The organism is Rhodanobacter sp. BL-MT-08 (assembly GCF_054161255.1).
In genome coordinates this window covers 1972331-1994111 of the sequence record NZ_CP167872.1, presented here as the reverse complement: position 1 = coordinate 1994111, position 21781 = coordinate 1972331, and the positions used below count along the sequence as shown (strand labels likewise).

At 62.2% G+C, this 21781-nt stretch carries 19 protein-coding genes, 1 tRNA gene and 2 pseudogenes; 15 read left to right on the top strand and 7 right to left on the bottom strand.

The window, feature by feature from the left end; translation table 11 throughout:
• Positions 1–136 precede the first annotated feature (136 nt).
• Positions 137–1528 (top strand): OmpP1/FadL family transporter, encoded by a 1392-nt coding sequence (locus tag ACDK93_RS08795; RefSeq protein ID WP_458072202.1) that lies wholly within the window; start codon positions 137–139, stop codon positions 1526–1528.
• Between the two features lie 134 nt (positions 1529–1662).
• On the opposite strand, the gene ACDK93_RS08790 is transcribed toward ACDK93_RS08795, so the two are convergent.
• Entirely contained in the window at positions 1663–2046 is a 384-nt protein-coding gene (locus ACDK93_RS08790; RefSeq protein ID WP_458072201.1) for an HU family DNA-binding protein, read from the bottom strand.
• A 466-nt stretch (positions 2047–2512) separates the two neighbouring features.
• Between ACDK93_RS08790 and ACDK93_RS08785 the strand changes: the two genes are divergently transcribed.
• Positions 2513–3964 (top strand): bifunctional 2-methylcitrate dehydratase/aconitate hydratase, encoded by a 1452-nt coding sequence (locus ACDK93_RS08785; RefSeq protein WP_458072200.1) that lies wholly within the window; start codon positions 2513–2515, stop codon positions 3962–3964.
• 93 nt (positions 3965–4057) lie between these two features.
• On the opposite strand, the gene ACDK93_RS08780 is transcribed toward ACDK93_RS08785, so the two are convergent.
• The gene (locus ACDK93_RS08780; RefSeq protein ID WP_458072199.1) at positions 4058–4786 is read right to left on the bottom strand and encodes a murein L,D-transpeptidase catalytic domain family protein; all 729 of its coding nucleotides are present in this window, start codon (positions 4784–4786) and stop codon (positions 4058–4060) included.
• Between the two features lie 77 nt (positions 4787–4863).
• Between ACDK93_RS08780 and ACDK93_RS08775 the strand changes: the two genes are divergently transcribed.
• The 12 genes and pseudogenes from ACDK93_RS08775 (at position 4864) to ACDK93_RS08720 (ending at position 17126) form a co-directional block, all read left to right on the top strand.
• Positions 4864–6576, top strand: a complete 1713-nt coding sequence (locus tag ACDK93_RS08775; protein ID WP_458072198.1) for a L,D-transpeptidase family protein — start codon at positions 4864–4866, stop codon at positions 6574–6576.
• 286 nt (positions 6577–6862) lie between these two features.
• Complete coding sequence (gene cydP / locus ACDK93_RS08770) at positions 6863–7063, top strand: cytochrome oxidase putative small subunit CydP (RefSeq protein ID WP_458072197.1); 201 nt, start codon at positions 6863–6865, stop codon at positions 7061–7063.
• Complete coding sequence (locus ACDK93_RS08765) at positions 7063–8625, top strand: cytochrome ubiquinol oxidase subunit I (RefSeq protein ID WP_458072400.1); 1563 nt, start codon at positions 7063–7065, stop codon at positions 8623–8625. The genes cydP and ACDK93_RS08765 overlap by 1 nt, the downstream gene beginning before the upstream one ends.
• Positions 8626–8635: 10 nt before the next feature.
• Positions 8636–9773 (top strand): annotated as a pseudogene (gene cydB / locus ACDK93_RS08760) (cytochrome d ubiquinol oxidase subunit II).
• Positions 9774–9823: 50 nt separating this feature from the next.
• Positions 9824–9964: a cytochrome bd-I oxidase subunit CydX gene (gene cydX / locus ACDK93_RS08755; RefSeq protein ID WP_458072196.1), complete on the top strand. Its 141-nt coding sequence runs from the start codon at positions 9824–9826 to the stop codon at positions 9962–9964.
• A 12-nt stretch (positions 9965–9976) separates the two neighbouring features.
• Complete coding sequence (locus tag ACDK93_RS08750; protein WP_458072195.1) at positions 9977–10492, top strand: cation-transporting P-type ATPase; 516 nt, start codon at positions 9977–9979, stop codon at positions 10490–10492.
• A 31-nt stretch (positions 10493–10523) separates the two neighbouring features.
• The gene (locus ACDK93_RS08745; RefSeq protein WP_458072194.1) at positions 10524–11495 is read left to right on the top strand and encodes an IS481 family transposase; all 972 of its coding nucleotides are present in this window, start codon (positions 10524–10526) and stop codon (positions 11493–11495) included.
• A gap of 100 nt (positions 11496–11595) precedes the next feature.
• A pseudogene (locus ACDK93_RS08740) lies at positions 11596–11985 on the top strand (efflux RND transporter permease subunit); the annotation flags it as partial.
• A gap of 21 nt (positions 11986–12006) precedes the next feature.
• On the top strand, positions 12007–12291 hold the full coding sequence (locus ACDK93_RS08735) for a hypothetical protein (protein WP_458072193.1): 285 nt from the start codon (positions 12007–12009) through the stop codon (positions 12289–12291).
• A 405-nt stretch (positions 12292–12696) separates the two neighbouring features.
• Entirely contained in the window at positions 12697–13476 is a 780-nt protein-coding gene (locus ACDK93_RS08730) for a DUF1295 domain-containing protein (protein ID WP_458072192.1), read from the top strand.
• Positions 13477–13615: 139 nt separating this feature from the next.
• Positions 13616–13990, top strand: coding sequence for a DUF1475 family protein (locus ACDK93_RS08725; protein WP_458072191.1), 375 nt, complete (start codon positions 13616–13618; stop codon positions 13988–13990).
• A gap of 745 nt (positions 13991–14735) precedes the next feature.
• Positions 14736–17126, top strand: coding sequence for a glucose/quinate/shikimate family membrane-bound PQQ-dependent dehydrogenase (locus ACDK93_RS08720; RefSeq protein ID WP_458072190.1), 2391 nt, complete (start codon positions 14736–14738; stop codon positions 17124–17126).
• A 105-nt stretch (positions 17127–17231) separates the two neighbouring features.
• Here ACDK93_RS08720 and ACDK93_RS08715 read toward each other — a convergent pair whose 3' ends face one another.
• Positions 17232–17834 (bottom strand): hypothetical protein, encoded by a 603-nt coding sequence (locus ACDK93_RS08715; protein WP_458072189.1) that lies wholly within the window; start codon positions 17832–17834, stop codon positions 17232–17234.
• Positions 17835–18675: 841 nt separating this feature from the next.
• Positions 18676–18765: transfer RNA gene (locus ACDK93_RS08710), tRNA-Ser, on the bottom strand.
• Between the two features lie 112 nt (positions 18766–18877).
• Between ACDK93_RS08710 and ACDK93_RS08705 the strand changes: the two genes are divergently transcribed.
• Positions 18878–19579, top strand: a complete 702-nt coding sequence (locus ACDK93_RS08705) for a PP2C family protein-serine/threonine phosphatase (RefSeq protein WP_458072188.1) — start codon at positions 18878–18880, stop codon at positions 19577–19579.
• A gap of 15 nt (positions 19580–19594) precedes the next feature.
• Here ACDK93_RS08705 and dnaQ read toward each other — a convergent pair whose 3' ends face one another.
• Genes dnaQ through ACDK93_RS08690 form a run of 3 tightly spaced genes read right to left on the bottom strand, consistent with a single transcriptional unit; the run spans position 19595 to position 21507 of the window.
• Entirely contained in the window at positions 19595–20302 is a 708-nt protein-coding gene (dnaQ, locus tag ACDK93_RS08700) for a DNA polymerase III subunit epsilon (RefSeq protein ID WP_458072187.1), read from the bottom strand.
• Complete coding sequence (rnhA, locus tag ACDK93_RS08695) at positions 20299–20793, bottom strand: ribonuclease HI (RefSeq protein WP_458072186.1); 495 nt, start codon at positions 20791–20793, stop codon at positions 20299–20301. The genes dnaQ and rnhA overlap by 4 nt, the downstream gene beginning before the upstream one ends.
• A 24-nt stretch (positions 20794–20817) precedes the next feature.
• On the bottom strand, positions 20818–21507 hold the full coding sequence (locus tag ACDK93_RS08690; protein WP_458072185.1) for a methyltransferase domain-containing protein: 690 nt from the start codon (positions 21505–21507) through the stop codon (positions 20818–20820).
• Positions 21508–21781: the final 274 nt, after the last annotated feature.

The following is a 21781-nucleotide window of genomic DNA, read 5'->3' as shown; positions in this document are numbered from 1 at the left end:
TAACAACAATAGTTCGAACGCTTGTAAGCGACCGGGTCATCACTGACCCAGTCGCCTACTCCCCAATCGTTTCAGTCCCACCACACGACTTTTGTTCTGAAGCATCACTTCAGCTTGTCGTCACAGGAGAACCACCGTGAACCGTCAAACCTCGCAAGGTTTCACCCGCTTCGGCGCCAAGGCCAGTCTCGCCCTCGCCGTCGTTTCCGCACTGTCACTGCCGCTCTGCGCGCAGGCTGGCTCCTTCCAGCTGCCGACCACCAACGCTGCCGGCTGGGGCCGCGCCGGGGCCGGCGGCTCGTTGTTTCCGGACGACGTCACGGCCGCCTACAACAACCCGGCGGCCATGGCCTTCTTCGATGCGCCGATGGTGCAGGTCACCGGTACCGGCATTCGCCCGAGCTCGGAATTCCAGGGCCAGTTCAAGGATCAGCAGGGCAACCCGACCACAGGTGGCAATCCCAACGGTTTCGGCAAGTTCATCCCCTTCCCCGATGTCGCATGGGCGCTTCCCGTCAACGATCGTCTGGTGATCGGCGGCAGCGTCACCGTGCCTTACGGCCTCGTCAGCAAATACAACCCGACCTGGGAAGGGCGCTACTTCGGCACCAAGACCAGCGTGCAATCGATCTCCGCCAGCATCTCGGCCGGCTTCAAGGTCAATGACGAGTTCTCCATCGGTGCCGGTATCGAGGGTCGTCACACCAAGGCTCAGCTCAACACCGTACTGGATCCCTACGGTTCGGCCGCGGCGCTGCTCGGCGCTCCGCTTCTCGGCGCTCCGCAGAGCGGCGACGTGCAGTTGAACGTCAACGTCAAGAAGAACTTCGCATTTGGCTACTTCGGTGGCTTCGAGTGGAAACCCACGCAGCAGGACAGCGTGGACATGAACTACCACTCGCGCATCCAGCAGACGCTGAGCGGCGATTACAAACTGTACGGTCCAAGTGCAAGCCTCGCTCTGCTGACGCTGGCTCCCACGGTTTTCCCGACGGCCGGACTGCCGACGCTGAATCCCAACGGTGCCTCGGCGAGCTCCGTCTTCGATACGCCGGCAACCGCCGGCATCGACTGGCTGCACAAGTTCAATGATCAGTTCAGCCTGGCCGCCAGCGTGATGTGGACCGACTGGTCCAACTTCCAGCAGCTCGCCCTGGTGTCTGAGGGACAGGCCCTCGTAGCCCTGCCAGAAAAATACAAGGACACGTTCTCCTACTCGATCGGCGGCGATTACAAGCTCAACGACCAGTGGACGTTACGTGCAGGTCTTGGCTATGACGAAACGCCGACCAACATCATCAGCCGCGACCCGCGTATTCCGGACGGCTCGCGCCGTATCGTGGGCCTGGGCGTTGGCTACCAGGCGACGCAGCGCGTGTCCTTTGACCTCGGTTACCAGCACCAGTTCGTCAGCGACGTACCGGTCAATCTGGTCAATCCCGTCGCGTTCGGCGCGGGCACGATGGTCGGCAAGTTCAAGGACCACGGCGACGTGGTCAGCCTGACCGGCACATACGCGTTCAAGTAAGTCGTTGCACGTTGCAAAAAAGAAGGGCCGCGCAAGCGGCCCTTCTTTTCGTTTGTGGTGACCGATAATCAGACTAGGCGTATCGCCTGTACCCTGCTTCGTCGAAATGCAGGTCAGCCGCGCAGCCGGATTTCTCAGGCTGCCGCGTCTTTCAGCTTCTTCAGCGGACGCACCTTGACCTTGATCGACGCCGGCTTGGCAGCGAACCACTGCTCTTCCTTCGTGAACGGATTGATGCCCTTGCGCTTGGCCTTGGCCGGCACGTGCACCGCAGAAATCTTCAGCAGGCCCGGCAAGGTGAACGAACCGGCACCCTTCTTGTGCACCGAACCGGCCACCGCACCCTCGAGCGCCGACAGCACCGCGCGAACGTCCTTGGGCACCACGCCGCTGGTTTCGGAAATATGGGCGACCAAGCTCGTCTTGTTCAGCACTTCCTTGATCGGTTTGTGAGCAGCCGCCGGTGACGCACTTTTGGACGCGGCTTTTGCAGGTGCAGCTTTCTTAGCTTTTGCCATGTAATTCCCCGGGATTTATTAGGTTCAATGAGCCACTTTTGCGGCTAGCGCAATGTAGGACAGCTTGGGTTGTTTTCCAAACGGGTAAAACGCCAAGAAGCGCTCGGCACCCCGGGTTTTTCGCTCGGAATGGCAAGATTAGCGAGTGCGCAGCCAAGAAGCGAGTGAATGGCGCCGGTCTGCATATCGGGCAGGAGCTGTTCGGGAAGCTAACGGTCTGCGTCGTCCTCGCGCTTCGTGAGGGAGACATCTCGAAGCCATCTCGGGTTTGCTCTGTATTGAGCCACGCATCAATGGCAAAATTGCGTGTCGGCTGGCAGGTACCGAGTGTGGATGCCCCCTGTGGCGGTCAACGCCGGACGCTCCCTTCCACTTCACCGTCGGCGCAGCTCATCCAGCTCTCTTTACGCGCCGCGCCGCGCTTTGTGCAGATGCATCAACTTTTCCCCGTATCCGAAGGACACCCATGACCAGCCACATCAGCAACGTCCGACCCGCCTGGGATCAGGTCCTGGTCGACATCGTCGACTACGCACTCGACTACACCGTCAACTCCACGCTGGCCTACGACACGGCGCGCAACATTCTCATCGACACGCTCGGCTGCGGCCTGGAAGCGCTCGAGTACCCGGCCTGCACCAAATTGCTCGGCCCGATCGTTCCCGGTACGGTCGTGCCGAACGGCGCCAAGGTGCCCGGCACGCAGTTCCAGCTCGATCCGATCCAGGCCGCCTTCAACATCGGCGCGATGATTCGCTGGCTGGATTTCAACGACACCTGGCTGGCCGCCGAATGGGGCCACCCGTCGGACAACCTCGGCGGCATTCTCGCCGTAGCCGACTGGATCAGCCGCAACAACATCGCCGCGAGCAAGCCGCCGCTGCTGATGCGCGATGTGCTCACCGGCATCATCAAGGCGCATGAAATCCAGGGCGTGATTGCACTGGAAAACTCCTTCAACCGCGTCGGCCTCGATCACGTGGTGCTGGTCAAGGTGGCCTCCACCGCCGTGGTGTCGAGCATGCTCGGCCTGACGCGTGAGGAAACCCTGGCCGCGGTGTCGCTGGCCTGGGTCGATGGGCAGAGCCTGCGCACCTATCGCCATGCGCCGAACGCCGGCAGCCGCAAGAGCTGGGCGGCCGGTGATGCCACCAGCCGCGCCGTGCGTCTGGCGCTGATCGCCAAGACCGGCGAAATGGGTTACCCCTCAGTGCTGACGGCGCCGACCTGGGGCTTTTACGACGTGCTGTTCAAGGGCAAACCGTTCGCCTTCCAGCGCCCGTACGGCAGCTACGTATCGGAAAACGTGCTGTTCAAGATCAGCTTTCCGGCCGAGTTCCACAGCCAGACCGCGGTGGAAGCCGCGGTTACTCTACACGGCCAGCTCAAGGCGGCGGGCAAGACGATCGACGACATCAAGAAGATCACCATCCGCACGCACGAAGCCTGCATCCGCATCATCGACAAGAAAGGCCCGTTGAACAATCCGGCCGATCGCGATCACTGCATCCAGTACATGGTGGCCGTGCCGCTGATTTTCGGCAACCTCACCGCCAGCGACTACGAAGACGGCGTCGCCGCCGATCCACGCATCGACGCATTGCGCGACAAGATCGACTGCGTGGAAGACGTGCAGTTCACCAAGGACTATCACGACCCGGACAAGCGCAGCATCGCCAATGCGCTGACCGTCGAGTTCAACGACGGCAGCACGCTGGATGAAGTCGTGGTCGAATACCCGATCGGCCACCGCCGTCGCCGCGCTGACGGCATTCCGCTGCTGGAGAAGAAATTCCGCATCAACCTGGCGCGGCGCTTTCCGGCCAAGCAGCAGAAGACCATTCTGGACGTGTCGCTCGACCAGGAAAAACTGGAAGCGCTGCCGGTCAACGAATACATGGATCTCTACGTCATCTGAGTCATATCCACCGACTCTCAGGAAAAAATCCCGACGAAAGTCGGGATTTTTTTGGCGGTCTAGCCGCCTGTTTCGAACTGACCACCACGCAGGCTAGATGGCCTTGGCCGTCTGCACCGAGGCCGAGCCGCCGCAGTTGAGATAGCCCGACGAGCCGAGCCAGCGCGGATCGGGGTAATAGGAAAACACCAGTTGCCCCTCCTTCAAGGTATCGATCAGGCGATGCGCCACCGCGGTACGTACGGCCGGGCAGCCCCAGCTGCGGCCGATGCGGCCGTGCTGCCTGGCCATGTCGGCGCTGACGTAGGACGCACCGTGAATCACGATGGCCCGTTCCATGGCGTGATCGTTGAAGCCCGGCTCCAGCCCCTGCATGCGCAGCGAGTAGCCGTTGTGGCCGCTGTAGGAACTCGTGGTGCGATAAAGGCCGACGCTGGTCGAGAGGCTTTCATCCGCGTTGGAAAAACGCGTGGCGAAGTTGTCGCCGCTGTTGCGGCCATGGGCAACCAGCTCGTTGAAAAGCAGCGTGCGGTGATTCAGATCGAAAACCCACAAGCGCTCTTTGGTAGACGGTAACGAGTAATCGATCACCGCGAGCCGACTGGCCGGAGGCATGCCACGCGCCACCGTACAACGTGACGCCTGCAGCGCCAGCGCAATGACCCGCGGGTTCGCGCCCGGCGCCGCTTTGGCCAGTGCACTCTCCAGCGATTGAGCGCATGCTGGTGTGCAGAAGCCCGCCCCCAACAACATGATTACCGATATGACGAATGCAGAGCGCGCCGTGGGCATGTCGATCCGCCGATCCAGAAGATGGGTCACCCTAGCATCTGCGGCGTAAGCAATTCGGTACATCGGGACGAAAGAGCGGCCTGATGCCATCCATCCGGGAGGTATCCATGCCGAGCCGAGCTCTGCTTCGTGCCGTGTGTTGCGTCCTGGCGTCGGCCGGCATTGGCGACGTCACTGCCGCGCCAACCGCTCAGACCTCACCAGCCGGCGCAGCCGTCAGCCCCATGCCCGGTGATCCCGTGGCAATGCTGATCCGGCAGTACCTAGCAGGAGCAGGCGCTGCAGCACCGGCGAAACCGTCGTCCAGCGCAGTTGCGGTACGGCCGATCGATCCCGCGGTCGCCGAAGCGGATTTCTATGCGCAGCGGGATTACGCTCCGGCATGGGCCGATCCCGACAACGCGCGGCAGTTGATCGCCAGCCTTCGCGCCACCGCGCTCGATGGGCTCTACCCCGCCGACTATCACGTCGATGAACTGGCCAGTGGCGAGGCAGCGCTGCAGGCCTCACCAGCGGCGCCAGAGCAGCGCGCGCGTTTCGATATCGCTGCCACGCACGCCTATATCAGCGCGTTACTGCAGCTCAGGCGCGGCAAGGTCGATCCGAAGCAGCTCGACATGCAGTGGAATTTCGATCCAGCCACGATTGATCCGAAGCAGGACTTGGCACTCATCGAGGATGCGGTGAACACGCATCGCGTCAGCCAGGCGTTTCGGCAGGCGCCGCCGCAGAATGTCATCTACGGCCGCCTGCGCGACGGGCTGGCAAAGTTGCGGGCCATCCAGAAAAGTGGCGGTTGGCCGGTCATGGCGGCTGGGGCCACGCTGAAACCAGGCAGGCAGGATCCGCGGGTGGCCGCACTGCGTGCGCGACTGGTAGCCGGCGGCTATCTCGATCCGTCGCTTGCCGCGGGCGACACCTACGACAGTGCGCTGCAGGCCGCGGTGAAACAATTCCAGACCGAGCAGTATCTGCCCGTCGACGGGAACATCGGCAAGGCCACGCTTGCGGCGCTGAACGTGCCGGTGGCGGCGCGAATCGATCAGGTGCGCGTGAATCTCGAGCGCGCGCGCTGGCTGCTGCATGCGCTGCAGGGCACGTTCGTCGTCGTGGACATCGCCGGTTACAAGGTGAGCTACTACCGCGACGGGCAGCGGCTGTGGCGCTCGCGCGTACAGGTGGGCAAGCCGTTTCGCAGCACGCCGATTTTTCAGGCGCAGATCACCTCCATCACCTTCAACCCGACCTGGACCGTGCCGCCAACGATTCTGACGAAGGACATCCTGCCGAAGATCCGCAAGACCCCGGGCTATCTCGCCGCCAATCGCATTCGCGTGCTCAATGCCAGGGGCGATGTGATATCGGCGTCCAGCGTCGACTGGAAGTCACCGCGCGGCATCACCCTGCGGCAGGATTCGGGGCCGGACAATTCGCTGGGTCGGGTGGTGATCCGCTTTCCCAATCCGTACGCGGTCTATCTGCACGACACGCCGCACAAGGATCTCTTCAGCAGCGAGCAGCGCGCCACCAGCTCCGGCTGCATCCGCGTCGAGAACCCGCTGCAGCTGGTGCAGCTGCTTTTCGACGATCCGGTGAAATGGAGCGCCTCGGCCATCGCGGCCAAGCTGCAGACCACCACAACCGAGAACGTCACCCTGCCCACCAGGGTGCCGCTGCTGCTGGCCTACTGGACCGTTGACCTGACCGACGACGGCCGTATCACCTTCAAAACCGACGTCTACGGCCACGATGCCGCGCTGTTGCAGGCGCTGGATGCAGCGGTACTCGCGTTCGTGCCCACAACGACAGCCGTGCAATGACGGTCTGATCCGCACTTACCGGGATTGTCGCTCGGCCTGAGTAGTTTCCGAGGCTGCCACCATGCCTCGTGTGTGGTTAGTGTGGAACGAACCGGATTCGCCGGAGGCATCACGCGGCATAGAGCATCGAGGCTGCGTCTGGCACAGCCGAACAGTTGCGTCTTTCACTTTCCTGGCGGGAGCCGCTGATGTTCTCCGACACGCAACGGCACGTGGCATCGCGCCGATGGTTCAGCGCACAGAGCGCAGCGCAAATCGGCCCACCGCTATGCCGGTGCCGCGGGCGATGACGTTCGCTGCTGCCTTTGCTCGTCGCCCGCTGCGCCGGCTGACCGTGGAGCTGGCTCTGGTCATTTTCGCCAAGCTCGCCTTTCTGATGCTGATCTGGTGGCTGATTTTTGCGCCTCATCCCAAACCCGATGCCAGCGCCGATGCCATCGCACGCCGACTGGCACCTTCAACGAATCCAACGGAAGCGCATCCATGATCATCGACACCGACGTCGTCACGCTGTCGCGCCTGCAGTTTGCGATGACCGCGTTGTACCACTTTCTGTTCGTGCCGCTGACGCTCGGGCTGGTCTGGATGCTGGCCGTGATGGAAGCGGTCTACGTGATGACCGGGCGCGAGGTGTGGAAGCGCATGGTGCAGTTCTGGGGCGTGCTGTTCGGCATCAACTTCGCCATGGGCGTGGCCACCGGCGTCACCATGGAGTTCCAGTTCGGCATGAACTGGGCGTACTACTCGCATTACGTCGGGGATATCTTCGGCGCGCCGCTGGCGATCGAGGGCATGATGGCGTTCTTCCTCGAAGCCACACTCGTCGGCGTGTTCTTCATGGGCTGGGATCGCATCTCGCGGGTCAAGCATCTGCTGGTGACCTGCTTTCTCGCGCTTGCTACCAGCCTGTCGGCGGTGTGGATTCTTATCGCCAACGCCTGGATGCAGCATCCGGTGGGCGCCGCGTTCAATCCGCAAACCATGCGTATGGAAGTCACTTCGTTCAGCGAGGTGGTGTTCAACCCAGTGGCGCAGGCGAAGTTCGTGCATACGGTCAGCGGTGGCTACGTGCTGGGCGCGATGTTCGTGCTGTCGATCAGCGCCTGGTACCTGCTGCGCGGGCGCAACGTGGATTTCGCCAAGCGCTCGATGACGGTGGCGGCCAGCTTCGGCCTCGCCGCCGCGCTGTCGGTGGTCGTGCTGGGCGACACCTCCGGCTACACCGTGTCGCAGAACCAGAAGATGAAGCTCGCCGCGATCGAGGCGATGTGGCATACCGAGCCGGCACCCGCACCCTTCACCCTGTTCGGCCTGCCCGACGTGCGCGAGCGCACCACGCACATGGCGGTAAAAATTCCCTGGGTGATGGGTCTGATCGGCACGCACTCCACCGACGAAACCATGCCCGGCATTGCCGAACTGGTGGACACCGCCAAGGGCCGCATCGGCGAAGGCGTGAAGGCCTATGACGCGATGCTGCTACTGCGCCAGGACAAGACCAACGTGCAGGCGCAGGCCACGCTGGCCGCGCACGATCAGGATCTGGGCTACGCCCTGCTGCTCAAGCGCTACGTCGACGACCCGCGCCAAGCCACGCCGGCCGATATCCAGAAAGCGGCCGACAGCACGATCCCGAATGTGCCGGTGCTGTTCTGGGCCTTCCGCATCATGGTCGCGTGCGGCATCTACTTCATTGTTCTGTTTGCCTTCGCGTTCTGGAAGGCAAGCAAGCGCGAGCTGACCACGCAGCGCTGGTTTCTCCGGCTCGCGCTGTGGAGCCTGCCGCTGCCGTGGATCGCCATCGAAGCGGGCTGGATCGTGGCCGAGTACGGCCGCCAGCCGTGGGCGATCGAAGGCGTGCTGCCTACCGCGCTGGGCGTGTCGTCGGTCAGTTCAGGCCAGGTGCTGACCTCGATCGGCGGCTTCGTGCTGTTCTACACCGCGCTGGCCATCGTCGACGTGTGGCTGATGCTGAAATTCACCCGCAAGGGGCCCGATGGCCTGGACATCTGGCCGCATAACCCCGCCCTTGCCAACAGCGGTCACTGAGGATCACGCCATGTTCGATTACGCCACGTTACGACTGATCTGGTGGGCGCTGCTCGGCACGCTGTTCATCGGCTTCGCCATCATGGACGGCTTCGATTTCGGCGTGGCCGGCCTGCTGAAAGTGCTAGGCCGCAGCAACGAGGAGCGCTCGGTGCTGATCGAAAGCATCGAGCCCACCTGGGAAGGCAACCAGACCTGGTTCATCCTCGCCGGCGGCGCCACCTTTGCCGCGTGGCCGATGCTGTACGCGGTGTCGTTTTCCGGCATGTATCTGGCGATCTTTTTGGTGCTGCTGGCTTTTATCCTGCGGCCGGTCGGCTTCAACTTTCGCGGCAAGGTGCACGACCCGCGCTGGGTCAGCCTGTGGGACTGGGTGCTGGTGGCATCGGGCGTGGTGGTGATGCTGATTTCCGGCGTCGCCTTCGGCAATCTGTTTCTCGGCCTGCCGTTCCGTTTCGACGACGACCTGCGCATGACCTGGCAGGGCGGCCTGTTCGATCTGCTGCATCCGTTCGCCCTGCTCACCGGGCTGGTCTCGCTGAGCATGCTGCTGGCCCACGGCGCCTGCTGGGCGGCGCTGAAAGCCGATGAAGTGATCGCGGCGCGCGCAGTGAAAATGGCGCGCTGGCTGACGCTGGTTTACGCGGCGCTGTATGTCGCAGCGGGCATCTGGCTGGGCTACCGCATTCCGGGTTACGCGATCAGCGGCGCCGCCGTCACCGACGGCGTGTCCAATCCGCTGTTCAAGCAGGTGGCGCTCGGCGGCACGTGGTTCGCCGGCTATCTGCAGCACCCGCTGTTCTGGATCGCACCGGCGCTGGCGTTTGTATCGGCCATCGGCGTGCAGCTGCTAGTCGGGCGGCGCAGCGTGGCCGGCTTTATCGCCAGCAGCCTGATGGTGGGCAGCACCATTGCGTCGGCCGGCTTCGCGCTGTTTCCGTTTCTGCTGCCCTCCAGCCTCCAGCCTCGATCCGCGCTCCAGCCTCACCGTGTGGGACGCCTCGTCCAGTCGCGGCACGCTGTCGCTGATGGTGTTTGCGACCGCGCTGTTTCTGCCGATCATCATCGTCTACACCAGCTGGGTGTATCGGGTGATGCGCGGTCGCGTGACGCTGGCGCAGATCCGTGCGGCGCACGGCGGCTATTGAACGCCGCGGCTTCGTTCAACCACCGATTCACTCGACGGAGATCGAACACCATGTGGTATTTCGCCTGGATACTCGGCCTCGGCCTGGCCTGCGCCTTCGCCATCCTCAACGCGATGTGGTTCGAGGTGCACGCCAACGACGAAGCCAATCGCTCGCGCGATGATTCCCAGTTGCCCGATGAGCTGACCTGAGGCATCTGACGCTTGAATACCGCGCCGCCGCGCCCCTTGGACAAACCGCCGACCCCTACCCCGGCTGCTGTTGCCGATGATCGCAACAGTGGCCTGTCCAGCGATGAAGCGGCGCGGCGACTGGCCCGCATCGGTGCCAATGCTATGCCCGATCCGGCAATCCACCCGTGGAAGATGGCGTTGACCAAGTTCTGGTCACCCGTGCCATGGATGCTGGAAGCGGCGGCGCTGCTCGAACTGCTCATGCACAGCTACGTGGAGGCCGCGATCATCACCGGGCTGTTGATTTTCAACGCCGCGCTGGGCCTGTTCCAGGAGAGCCGTGCGCAGAACACGCTGGCCGCGTTGCGATCGCGGCTGGCGATGAACGCGACGGTGAAACGCGACGGCGCGTGGAAAACCGTACCGGCCGTCAAGCTCGTACCGGGCGACGTGGTAAAGCTGTCGCTGGGCAGCGTAGTTGTCACGTCCCGTGTGATCCTATCAAGCTGCGTCTCTGGCGTTTTGCCGCTGCCCGTGATGCGATGAGGCAACTGATCACCGAACTGAGAACCGAACGATGGCCCTGACGCTCCATCCTTTGGCCCGCACCACGCCACGTACACGCGCTGAGCTGCGGGCCGAGGATCACTCGCTCAGTGATGCAGCCCTGGCACGGAAGTACGGCGTGACCGCACCGACCGTGCGCAAGTGGCGCGAACGCGAGTCGACGCAGGACCGCTCGCACCGGCCGGACACACTGCACTGCACATTGAACCCGGCGCAGGAAGCGGTGGCCATGGAAATCCGCCGCACGCTGTGGCTACCGCTGGATGACTTGTTGGTGGTCGTGCGCGAGTTCTTGAACGCCAAGGTGTCTCGATCGGGACTGGCCCGATGTTTGACTCGCCACGGTTTGAACCGGCGCCCTGTGGAAGACAAGGACGCGCCGGCACCGGCTAAATCCTTCAAGGACTATGCACCCGGCTTCCTTCATATGGACATCAAATACCTGCCGCAGATGGCCGATGAAACGGCGCGGCGCTATCTGTTCGTTGCCATCGATCGCGCCACGCGCTGGGTTTTCTTACGCATCTATGCCGATCAGAGCGAGATCAGCAGCACGGACTTTCTGCGTCGCCTCCAGGCCGCCGCGCCGATGAAGATCGTCAAGCTGCTCACCGATAACGGCAGTCAGTTCACCGACCGTTTCACCAGAAAGACCAAGATGCCCTCCGGCGAGCACGCGTTTGATCGTGAGTGCGTCAAACTGGGCATCGAGCATCGCTTGATCAAACCGCGTCACCCGCAGACCAACGGCATGGTTGAGCGTTTCAATGGTCGCATCACTGAAGTGCTGGCCACCACCCGCTTTCGTTCACGCGATGATCTACAGACCACGTTGGAACGCTACGAGAAGCTTTACAACGACCATCTTCCGCAACGCGCACTCGGCCACAAGACACCGCTTCAAGCGATACGGACCTGGCAGACCGAGAGGCCGGAGCTATTCAATAGCAAATCAAAGAACCAGTCGGGACTGGACACCTAGGTGACTGTTCATGTCAGGGCACCGCAACCCTCTGACCTGCGAAGCAAGCGATGACGGCTTGGTTACATCGCTACTTGCCTGACGGCGGGCCCGAACGGCGCGCGGCGCCATGCTGAATATCTACACGGAAGTGGGGCTGGTCACGCTGATGGGCCTGATCAGCAAGCACGGCATCCTGATCGTCGAAGTGGCGAACGAGGCCCAGGCCACCGGCAAATCGAAGCTGGAAGCAGTGATCTACGCGGCTGGCATCCGCCTGCGTCCGATCCTGATGACGACATCGGCGATGGTGATGGGCGTGTTGCCGCTGATCTTCGCCGGCGGCGCAGGTGCCGCATCCCGATTCAACATGGGCCTGGTGATTGCCAGCGGTCTGTCGATAGGCACACTTTTTACCCTTTTCGTTCTGCCCGCCGTCTATATCACCGTGGCAGCCGTACATAGGACAACGGACCAGCCTGCCGAAGACGCGTTACCGAATATTGCTTGACCACCATGGTGAGTACTGAATATGGCACCCGAAAAATTTGAACCGGCGGAAACCTTTTCCTACGATCTACTCGGCCATTGGCATGGCCTTGCTGACGCGCCCGAGCCAGGGAGCATCTGGACATACCACGGGACTGTGACGCTTGAAGGAGTGACCGGCGCGCTGGCATGGCGCCGGGGTCGCGTCGGCATCGCCGTCGGAAGCCTTCCGGTTCGCGACCTGGGACTTTTCGAACGCATGCAGATCGGACACGACATCCAGAATCATGCAGTGCCCGGTTGGGAAACCGCGCCCATGTTTTCGTGAGGTCTCGGACCGTATTGAATCCCGAAGCGCTCACCGTGATCGGCGGCTTCATGAAACGTTTCGTGTTTTCAAAACACATGTCACGGCGATCGGTCGAGGAGATTGGCTCCTTGAAAAAATACCTGTCTACCTGCCCGGCAGTGCGCTGATTCCGGAAGTGGGCGTCAATTTAATTCGGCCCATCGGGGCAAGGTAGACGTTGATGATCGACGCCAGATACAGCGTGTTACCCAACACGATCAGCCAAAGTGCCTTTTGATGGGCGCGCTGCAGAAAGTGTCTCTTTCGCCGCAGCGAAGGTAATCTCGACGACTAACCGAGTGATTTTTTGTCTTTCCTGCGGACTCAGCCAACCGTCGGTCTGACGCGATTTCAACCCATCGTCTCAACAAGCAGGTCATTCTCATGGCGTCGAACAACGTCTTTCTCTATGCCTGCGGCCTGGTCGCGGTGCTTGCGGTGGCTTTTTTGACCTGGATCGTCAGCGTGATCAAACGCAATGTCGCGATTGTCGACAGCGTGTGGTCACTGATGTTCATCCTCGAAGCCTGCGTTTATTCACTCGGCACACCTGCGCCGAGCCCTCGAGGCCTGCTGGTATTGGCCCTGGTAAGCGTCTGGGGATTGCGCCTGGCACTTCACATCACCGTACGAAGCTGGGGTCACGGCGAGGACCGACGCTACCAGGCCATTCGCGCTCGCAACGAACCCGGCTTTGCGTTCAAGAGCCTGTATCTGGTGTTTGTCCTGCAGGCGGTGCTGGCGTGGATCATCTCGCTGCCACTGCTCGGTGCCGCCATGGGTGACGTCGGGCTGGGGCTACTGGATGCAGTCGGCGCGAGCCTGTGGCTGGTTGGCTTTGTGTTCGAGGCCGGAGGCGACTGGCAGCTCAGCCGTTTCAAGGCGGACCCCGCCAATCGCGGCAAGGTAATGGATCGCGGGCTGTGGCGCTGGACTCGCCACCCCAACTACTTCGGCGACTTCTGCGTGTGGTGGGGCTTCTACGCCATCGCGCTGTCAGCCGGCGCCTGGTGGAGCATTCCCGGACCGCTGCTGATGTCGGTGCTGCTGTTGCGTGTGTCCGGAGTCACCCTGCTGGAAAAGGATATCGGCGAACGCCGCCCCCAATACGCTGACTACATTCGCCGCACCAACGCGTTTTTTCCGGGACCGTCCAAGCGCTGAGGCGTGCGCCAAGTGTTTTCATTTCCCAAGCGTTATTGCCGCGTATTGTGACCGACGCGAGCAAGCCGAGCGCAAGAAACGCCAGGTATGCACCCACCGTTTTACCGACAATCTAGTCACCGACGACCAAGGACATGCCATGACCAACCGAACCCTGCTGAAGGTCATTTTTTCGGCCATCTTTCTTACCATGCTGGTCTACACCAGCTGGGCCAGCTTTCAGCAACCGGTGATGCAGTGGCAGGGGATGACCGCGGGGCCCGATCGCTACTGGACGATCGCAACCATGCTCGACGCTTATTTCGGCTTCATCACCTTCTACGTCTGGGTGTGTTTCAAGGAAGCCCGCTGGCTGCCGCGCATCGGCTGGTTCGTCGCGATCATGCTGCTCGGCAATATGGCGATTTCGGCCTATGTGCTGCTGCAGTTGCTGCGGCTGCGGCCCGACCAACATGTTTCTTCCATTCTTTTTCCCACCGCCCATCAGCGGCACAAGCACCCTGCCCGGGGATAACCTGCAAGTTTTCCCGTCGATGCCTGCGGCGAATCAACAGCGACCGGCGAGTGATCTGGCTTTTGCCTTGACCCTACGGCTAGCGATGCGCAGCGGGTTTGTGGACAGGCGAGGCGACCTGGCTGAAATGCGGCGTTGCGGTGTGCGCGGTGGTTGTGCCAGAGCGCGACTTGATCCATGCGACGAAACGCGCGGTCGGCTTGACCCAGGCGCGCTCCATGCCGCAGCTTAAGCAGCCCAAGATTGGACGGACGTCATCGAGAATGGTGTAACGCAGGTTGAGCCGCTGCTGAAACGGCTTGAAGCCCAACAGGCTGAGGGCGAAACACCAGGCAAACCATCGCGTGGCCGGCAGCCCCGGAAACGACGTACCCGACTTATGGGCCCGTGCTCCGGCAGAACGCTGACGGTGCAGTTCGAATCACAGGCAATGGATGCAAAGTCGGGTATTACATGATGCGCCGCGCCATGACATGGCTGTATTCTCTTATCCGGCAAAAAACCTCGGCCCTTCAGCCGAGGCCGACGGTCTCCACCGTCATCGCTTTGCATCAATGATGGGCGCTGACAGGAGCAGCGTTCGCCTGATTGAGCCTCCCATGTCATAGCGCCTCACGAGCGCGCCAACCGAGCTTTCCACGAATCCATCGCTACGCCGTTCACGGACCGCCATCGATTGGCGCTCGAAGATTCATCGTTCTGGTGATCTTTGGCTTTATTTATTCCGCACAGGCAGGAGATCCTAATGCCCCCTTCGTATCGATCGCGAAAAACGCCCGTCGTCACCGGCATCGTCTTCCTCCTCATGGGCCTGGCGCTGACCGGCGGCGGTGCCTGGCTCATCGCGCTGGGCGGCTCGCTGTTCTATGCCATCGCAGGCCTCGGCATCGCGCTTACCGGTGCCCTGCTGATCGCGCGGCGCCGCGCGGCGCTGTGGCTGTATGCCCTCGTCGTGGTCGGCTCCGTGCTGTGGTCGATCAGCGATATCCGCTTCGACTGGTGGCCGCTGGCTGCACGTCTGGACGTGATCTTTCCGCTGGGACTATGGCTGCTGACGCCCTGGGTCACGCGCGGATTGAGCGACGTCGGCGCATCGTCGCGCGCGTCGACGTTGCCCTTGTGGGCCGCCTCGCTGCTGAGCGTGGTTGTGCTCGGCGTTGGCCTTTGCTCCGACTATCACGACATCAACGGCAGCCTGCCGGCCGCGGTGGCCGCCGCCGCGTCGCTGCCGCCCAATGACGACAAGCAGCCGGACGCGGACTGGCGCGACTATGGCCGTACCCAGTTTGGCCAGCGTTATTCGCCGTTGAAACAGATCACCCCGGCCAACGTCAAAAAACTGAAGGTCGCCTGGACCTTCCGCACCGGCGACCTGCCGGGCAAGAACGATCCGGTGGAGACCACCTTCGAGGTCACCCCAATCAAGGTCAACGACACGCTGTACCTGTGCTCGCAGCATCAGCGCCTGTTCGCGCTCGACGCCAAGACTGGCGCGCTGCGCTGGTCGTACGACCCCAAGGTGCAGGACAACCCGACGTTCCAGCATCTGACCTGCCGCGGCGTGTCGTATCACGAGACCGTGGCCGGCGCGCTCAATGCCGACGGCTCACCGGCGCCGACCGACTGCCCGCGCACGATCTTTCTGCCGGTCAACGACGGCCGCATGATTGCGCTCGATGCCGACAGCGGCAAACCGTGCCAGAGCTTCGGCGAGCACGGCACGCTCAACCTGCAGGTCGGCATGGGCGAGCACACGCCCGGCTTCTACGAACCCACCTCGCCGCCGATCGTCAGCGACAAGATTCTGGTGGTCGCCGGTGCGGTGATCGACAACTACTCCACGCGTGAGCCGTCCGGCGTCATTCGCGGTTTCGATATCCATACCGGCAAGTTGGTCTGGGCCTGGGATTCGGGCGCGCAGGACGAGAACGCCCTGCCCTCGGCCACGCATACCTATACCAACAACTCGCCCAACTCCTGGATGACGGCGTCGTACGATCCCAAGCTCGGTCTGGTCTATATGCCGATGGGCGTGCAGACGCCGGACATCTGGGCCGGCAACCGCACGCCGCTGGCCGAGCGCTATTCCAGCGCCTTGGTCGCGCTCGACATCAACACCGGCAAGCGCGTGTGGTCGTACCAGACCGTGCACCACGACCTTTGGGACATGGACCTGCCCTCGCAGCCGACGCTGGCCGATCTGCCCACCGCCAACGGCGTGGTGCCGGCGATTCTGCAGCCGGCCAAGACCGGCAACCTGTTCGTGCTCGACCGGCGCACCGGCGTGCCGATCGTGCCGGCGCCGGAGCGTCCAGTACCGCAGGGCGCGGCCCCCGGCGATCGCACCTCGCCCACGCAGCCATTCTCCGAACTGACCTTCCGCCCCGAAGCCAAGCTCACCGGCGCCGACATGTGGGGCGCCACGATCTTCGACCAGCTGGCCTGCCGCATCACCTTCCATCGGCTGCGCTATGAGGGCACGTTCACCCCGCCGTCCTTGCAGGGCACGCTGGTATTCCCCGGCAACCTGGGCATGTTCGAGTGGGGCGGCATCGCGGTGGACCCGACCCGCAACATCGCCATCGCCAATCCGATGGCGATCCCGTTCGTGTCGACGCTGATCCCGCGCGGGCCGAACAACCCGTCCGCGCCGAACGACGCGCATCCGTCGGGCACCGAAAACGGCGTGCAGCCGATGTACGGCACGCCGTACGGCGTCGACCTGCACGCGCTGCTCTCGCCAGTCGGCATTCCGTGCATGCGCCCACCGTGGGGTTACATGGCCGGCATCGATCTGACGACCAAGAAAATCGTCTGGATGCACAAGAACGGGACGATCCGCGACAGCTCCCCGATCCCGCTGCCGTTCAAGCTCGGCGTGCCGACCCTGGGCGGCCCGATGACCACCGCCGGTGGCGTCACCTTCCTCACCTCGACGCTGGACTATTACATCCGCGCCTACGACGTCACGACGGGCGAGCAGCTCTGGCAGGACCGCCTGCCGGCCGGCGGCCAGTCCACGCCGATGACCTACGCCATCGACGGACAGCAGTATGTGGTTACCGCGGCCGGTGGACATGGATCGTTCGGCACGAAGATTGGCGACTATGTGATTGCTTACAAGTTGTCGGACTAAGTACTGAGCTGAGGCATTCATGAAGACCCATAGTTCGCCGCCGGAGACTCGGTGGCTATGGGTTTTTACTGGTAGGCCACGCTAAATAAAAGAATGAGCAAAAGGTTAGTTCTTGAAAGTGCCATTCCACATGAGAATCAAAAATCCGATTGATGCAAAGAAGAGTAGCGGTGCCAGCCAGTTTCGGACGATTCGAAAAGGAAGCTCACCTTTCTTGACGCGATTCCATTCTTTCTTGAGCACTCTTCTCGCGTATTCATTACCTTCCTCAATGGAAGAAAGTGTAGTGGTGACAGAACCTCTGTTTGCGAGCATATCGTTCTGAGTGCTCACAGCCTTTACCAATAATCGCAACAGTTCTTCGTGTTCCGCCTCATCTGGATTGAGGCGCAACTTTATTTTGCTGAGCATTTCGGCAGCTTGGTACCGCAAATCTCCGATCTTTTCGTCGCTAATCGGGAGCAGAACCTTTGCTTTGTAATCCGCGCCGAATATGTGAACCATATCCACCGCCCTAGCAAAAGCCCGCGCGGCACCGAAGAACATCGCCAACTCTTCTCTGAGGCTATCGATCCACGCCTGCCTGAACTCTGATGTCTTTAATTCCTTGGTAAGGGTGAGATTAACGAAAGCAACGGCACCTGCGATCAGCGCAGCGACAAGCGTTGCAATCGCGGCTAAGACTTGCGCCGGCACATCAATATGCATTGAAACACCCCCATTCCGTTAATCAGTAGCAAGACCGACTGCCTTGAAAAATTATCACTGAAAGATCTGTAGGTTACCGACGCCCCCAGTTTTGAGTAGCACCCTGGCTTGGAGTCCAACCCCCAAACGCGGTGGCCGTCCTCCGCGTCTGGCGGCCCGACAACCGCTGACCAGTCAGCCAACAGATCAAACGAAAAGGATTTTGCGCGTTTTGGCTGTCAGGGCATGGCTGCAGGATAGGTGAAGCCGATAGCCAGGATTGTCCTTGTCCACAAATATTCACCGAATGACTAAGCTCAACAATTGGCCCCACAAATTCGATGCTACCAATTCGCGAGGTCGTAGCAACAAGGATAAGGACAACTGTCTCACGGGGTGCTGCTTCATGATGGACTGCTAGGAAGTCCATCATGCCGACGTACATAATCGTGCTCTGCGTCTTTTCGGCCATGGTCACTGTCATGACGTTCGAGGGCGATCGAGGGGGAGAAAAAGGCGCGAAAAGATGGCTGCGATAGCACTATGTTTTTTAGCGTATTTCTATTCGCGGCGATCACGTTCGAGCTCATGATGGGCGTTTGGCTCCAACTATGAGTAGGGCTGCGGATAAAAAACAAACGCCCACAAAAAGGCCGCTGAGATCAGGGGGCTTAATCGTTTACTTGGCAGAGAGAGGGATTGTTCGGCTCGTCCTGAGCCTCACCCCTTCGCGCTGCGCGCTGCGGGGCCAGCCTGCGGCTGTCCGAATTCGTTCCGGACGAATTCGTCGAACCACTGGGTTCTCACCCTGCCGTCTTCCGCCAGAAAAGCAAAACGCCCCTTTCGGGGCGCTTTGCTTTTCTGGCGGAGAGGGAGGGATTCGAACCCTCGGTGCGCTTACACGCACGCCTGATTTCGAGTCAGGTACATTCGACCACTCTGCCACCTCTCCAAAGGCTTTGCATGGTGGTTCATGCGAGCCGGGAATGATACGCGCAGAGGCCTTTCGTGACAACAACCATGACATCCGGCATGCTCCACCCACTCGCCGCACCAGACAAGTCATGATCGAATTCGGACACGGAACGCACGTTGGCATGCGCCGCCTGCGCAACGAAGACACCTATTACGCCGACGCATCGCTGGGCCTTTTTCTGGTCGCCGATGGCATGGGCGGCCACCAGCACGGCGAGGTGGCCTCGGCGATGGTGCGCGACACCGTGGTGGATCTGGTGACGCGCGGTCACGGCCTGGTCGAGGCGGTGCAAGGTGCGGGCGAGCGCCTGCTGGCGCACGCTCGCGAAAGCCGCGAAATGCTGCCGATGGGAACGACGATTGCCGCCCTGCGCGTAACTGGCGACGGCTACGAAGTCGCCTGGGTCGGCGACAGCCGCATTTACCGCTGGAAAGCGGAGCTGCAGCAAATCAGCCACGACCATTCGCTGGTACAGGAGCTGGTGGAATCCGGCCAGCTCGATGCCGCGCAGGCGTCGAAACATCCGCAGCGCAACGTGCTGACACAGGCGCTGGGCGTCACCGCGGCGGAGCAGCTGCATATCGGCATGGCGCGCGGGCGGCTCGAGGCCGGCATGGCGTTCGTGCTGTGTACCGACGGCCTGACCGAGAGCATCAACGACGCAGCGATTGCCCGCACCGTGGCGCGCGCGGATCTGGCTTCGCAGGAATGCGTCGATCAGCTGCTGCTGGCTGCGCTTGACGGCGGCGGCAATGACAACATCACGGTCGTCATGGCGCGCTACACCTGACAGAGGGGCTTTTGGTCAGTTCAGCTGACGCCAGAGGCTTTTGCCACCGGCACTTTTATCCAGCGCATCCAGCCGCTGCTCGTGCAGCAGCAATTCGTCGGCAGCCGCGCGCAGGATCCGTGGGCGCGCGCGCAGCGTAATCGGCGTCAGCGTGACCGTGTGTTTTTCTTCGCCAGCGGTTTCGAAGCCGAGATCGAAGGCGACCTGCCCGGATGTCATGGCCAGATAGACGTCGGCCAGCAGCTGCGCATCGATGAGGCCGCCGTGCAGATCGCGCCGCGAATTATCCACGCCCAATCGCTTGCACAGCGCATCGAGGCTGTTGCGCTGGCCTGGATAGCGATCGCGCGCCATCTTCAACGTATCCAGCACGCTGCAGCGGTCGGTGATGCAACCCAGACCTTGCTCCAGCGCAGCGAGTTCGGCGTCGAGAAAGCCCACGTCGAAGCTGGCGTTGTGGATGATCAGCTCGGCGCCATCGATAAACGTCAGAAACTCCTGCACCACGTCGGCGAACAGCGGCTTGTCGAGCAGAAACTCATCCTCGATACCGGTGACCTGCCGCGCGCCTTCGTCCATAGGCCGACCGGGGTTGAGGTAGGTCTGGTAGTAGCGTCCGGTTAGCCGACGCTCGACCAGTTCGACGCAAGCGATCTCGACTAGGCGATGGCCCTGGCGTACCTCAAGGCCGGTGGTTTCAGTATCGAGGACGACCTGCCTCATGCCGGGCTCCGCGTTTGAGTAGGCTGTGCGGCCGCGGACGTGGCCGGAGCCGGAGCAGACTTCATCCGTTCGGCCTGCTCGCGAGCCGCCTGATCGACGCGTTCGTTCTCGGCGTGACCGTTATGCCCTTTCACCCACTCCCAGCGAACCTGGTGCGTGCTTACCGCCTCGGAAAGCCGCTGCCAGAGATCCTGATTTTTCACCGGCTTTTTGTCGGCCGTGCGCCAGCCGTTGGCGCGCCATTTTGGCACCCACTGCTCGATACCCTGCATTACGTAGCGCGAGTCGGTGGTCAGCTTGACCCGACAAGGGCGCGTAAGAGCCTCCAGCGCGCCGATCGCGGCCATAAGCTCCATACGATTGTTGGTGGTGTCGGGATCGCCGCCAGCGACTACGCGCTCGCTGCCCTTGGCGCGCAGCAGCGCGGCCCAGCCGCCGGGACCCGGATTGCCGAGGCAGGCGCCGTCGGTGAATGCTTCCACTTCGCTCATCGTTACTCGTCTTTCTGGTCAGTTCTAAAGGGTTGCGCTGCGCCGCGTGCTTGGCGACAGTCGACCGGTTGCCGGCACTGCCACCGGCATCGCTTGAATCCGCAGCGGCGTCACTACGCGTCGGCGCTTGCGCGCAATAAGGACGAAGCCGCCGCCCAATACCTTGGCGCTCATGGCGTTTGCGACGGCACTGCCCGGCAGCACGCAACCAACGCGTTGCGCCTGCTCGATCTCGAAACCTTCGCGCTGCAGATCCGTCATCAGACGCAGCGGCATGCTGAGCTTGGGGGGCACGCCGGGCGACCGCCAGCGGAACCACGGCGCCCACGCGCTCATCGGGTGCACGCCGGTGATCGCCAGCACGCCGCCAGGTGCCAGCACGCGAACGGCTTCGTCCAGCAGCGGACCCGGCACGGCGCTGGCTTCCAGCGCGTGCTGCAAAAGCACCAGCTCGAACGCGTCATCAATGAACGGCAGCGACTCGTCGCCCGCTGCCAGCAGATCGCCGCGATAACGACCGCCCTGCAGCTGCATGCGGATCCAGCATCCAAGCATGGGCAGCGCCGGGGCAGCAGCCTCGTCGGGCGATGTTCCGATCAGCAGCGCGTAGTCGCCCACGCAGCGCTGCAGGGCGGGCGTCATGGCCCGCGTCTGTTCGTCCTGCAGGCGGCGTACCGGCGCACTGGCGTAGATATCTTCATCGCGTCGGGACATGGGTGCTTCCGGCTTGAACTACCGTGCGAGTGTAGCGTCTCACGGCGCGACGGTGCCCCCGGCCCTTCGATCGCGGGCGTAACGCGGATGGTGAACTGAACCATTCCTGCCGTGGTTAACGCCTTGATAACGACCCGCCGGACGGAGCTGTTTATAGTCGCCGGGCTGGCGCGCGCCCGACGAGGCATTCACACAAGGGGATTGTCGAACACACGATCTACCGCTGGCCCCGCATGCGCGAGTCGCGTCATGCATCGGCCGATGGCCGTGACAG

Coding starts and splice junctions, on each gene's coding strand:
- ACDK93_RS08790 (WP_458072201.1), bottom strand. CDS start 2,046: ATGGCAAAAGCTAAGAAAGCTGCACCTGCAAAAGCCGCGTCCAAAAGT.
- ACDK93_RS08785 (WP_458072200.1), top strand. CDS start 2,513: ATGACCAGCCACATCAGCAACGTCCGACCCGCCTGGGATCAGGTCCTG.
- ACDK93_RS08775 (WP_458072198.1), top strand. CDS start 4,864: ATGCCGAGCCGAGCTCTGCTTCGTGCCGTGTGTTGCGTCCTGGCGTCG.
- cydP (WP_458072197.1), top strand. CDS start 6,863: ATGACGTTCGCTGCTGCCTTTGCTCGTCGCCCGCTGCGCCGGCTGACC.
- cydX (WP_458072196.1), top strand. CDS start 9,824: ATGTGGTATTTCGCCTGGATACTCGGCCTCGGCCTGGCCTGCGCCTTC.
- ACDK93_RS08745 (WP_458072194.1), top strand. CDS start 10,524: ATGGCCCTGACGCTCCATCCTTTGGCCCGCACCACGCCACGTACACGC.
- ACDK93_RS08735 (WP_458072193.1), top strand. CDS start 12,007: ATGGCACCCGAAAAATTTGAACCGGCGGAAACCTTTTCCTACGATCTA.
- ACDK93_RS08730 (WP_458072192.1), top strand. CDS start 12,697: ATGGCGTCGAACAACGTCTTTCTCTATGCCTGCGGCCTGGTCGCGGTG.
- ACDK93_RS08725 (WP_458072191.1), top strand. CDS start 13,616: ATGACCAACCGAACCCTGCTGAAGGTCATTTTTTCGGCCATCTTTCTT.
- ACDK93_RS08720 (WP_458072190.1), top strand. CDS start 14,736: ATGCCCCCTTCGTATCGATCGCGAAAAACGCCCGTCGTCACCGGCATC.
- ACDK93_RS08715 (WP_458072189.1), bottom strand. CDS start 17,834: ATGCATATTGATGTGCCGGCGCAAGTCTTAGCCGCGATTGCAACGCTT.
- ACDK93_RS08705 (WP_458072188.1), top strand. CDS start 18,878: ATGATCGAATTCGGACACGGAACGCACGTTGGCATGCGCCGCCTGCGC.
- dnaQ (WP_458072187.1), bottom strand. CDS start 20,302: ATGAGGCAGGTCGTCCTCGATACTGAAACCACCGGCCTTGAGGTACGC.
- rnhA (WP_458072186.1), bottom strand. CDS start 20,793: ATGAGCGAAGTGGAAGCATTCACCGACGGCGCCTGCCTCGGCAATCCG.
- ACDK93_RS08690 (WP_458072185.1), bottom strand. CDS start 21,507: ATGTCCCGACGCGATGAAGATATCTACGCCAGTGCGCCGGTACGCCGC.